Source organism: Enterococcus sp. S183_ASV_20, assembly GCF_018919685.1.
Classification (GTDB): domain Bacteria; phylum Bacillota; class Bacilli; order Lactobacillales; family Enterococcaceae; genus Enterococcus; species Enterococcus faecalis.
On sequence record NZ_JAHLRI010000162.1, the window covers coordinates 1 to 731 of the forward strand.

Annotated in this window: 1 pseudogene; it reads right to left on the minus strand. The window is 33.9% G+C overall.

Annotated features, from left to right (window positions below):
- Nucleotides 1-89 precede the first annotated feature (89 nt).
- Nucleotides 90-464 (minus strand): annotated as a pseudogene (gene mobC / locus KQI94_RS16660) (plasmid mobilization relaxosome protein MobC).
- Between the last annotated feature and the right edge of the window lie 267 nt (nucleotides 465-731).

A 731-nucleotide genomic window follows, 5' to 3' on the forward strand; every position in this document is an offset into this window, starting at 1 on the left:
CTGTAGTAAAATCGTTCATAGGGAAGTCCTCTCTTCTGTGAATGTGTTGTGGTAACTCTATTCTACAGAAGGGACTTTCTTTTTTCTATTTACACAAAATATTTTACACTCTCATTTAACACTCCGGAAGTTCTGTTAAGAAGCAGAGAATGTATTTGCCACAACTCTTTTGAGAAATACTCAATCTGCTTTTTCATATCATTTATATCGTCCTTATAGATTATGCCGGTGGAATTCACACGCTTTGCAATCTGATTTATGTTGCTGGTAGCATTGGAAAGGAAACCCTGTAAATCTCTAAACGGCTCTAAATCCACTTAATATATTTCTTTTTCTAAAACACACTTGCGGATGAAATGGCTCATATTTTTACATTTCGCAAGTTTTCTTTTCTCCTCAAAAAGAGCCTTTTCTTCTTCTGTTAATTTAATTTCAAGCCTTTCATTTCGTATTCTATTTGCTATAGGTAATCCTCCTTTGAATGTATTTCGGGGTCTTAGGGTACACCCTAACAAGTTAAAAATTGATAAAAAAAGAAGCAGATCCCAAAGGGCTGCCTCATCATTTTTTTCGTAAGTGTCCGTACACTTACTGTGCTTGCTCATATATTAATCGATCATATACTAATCGTGTAAGAACAACTTTAAGCATAATAGTCAAGTCCAGACTCCTGTGTAAAATGCTATACAATGTTTTTACCATTTCTACTTATCAAAATTGATGTATTTTCT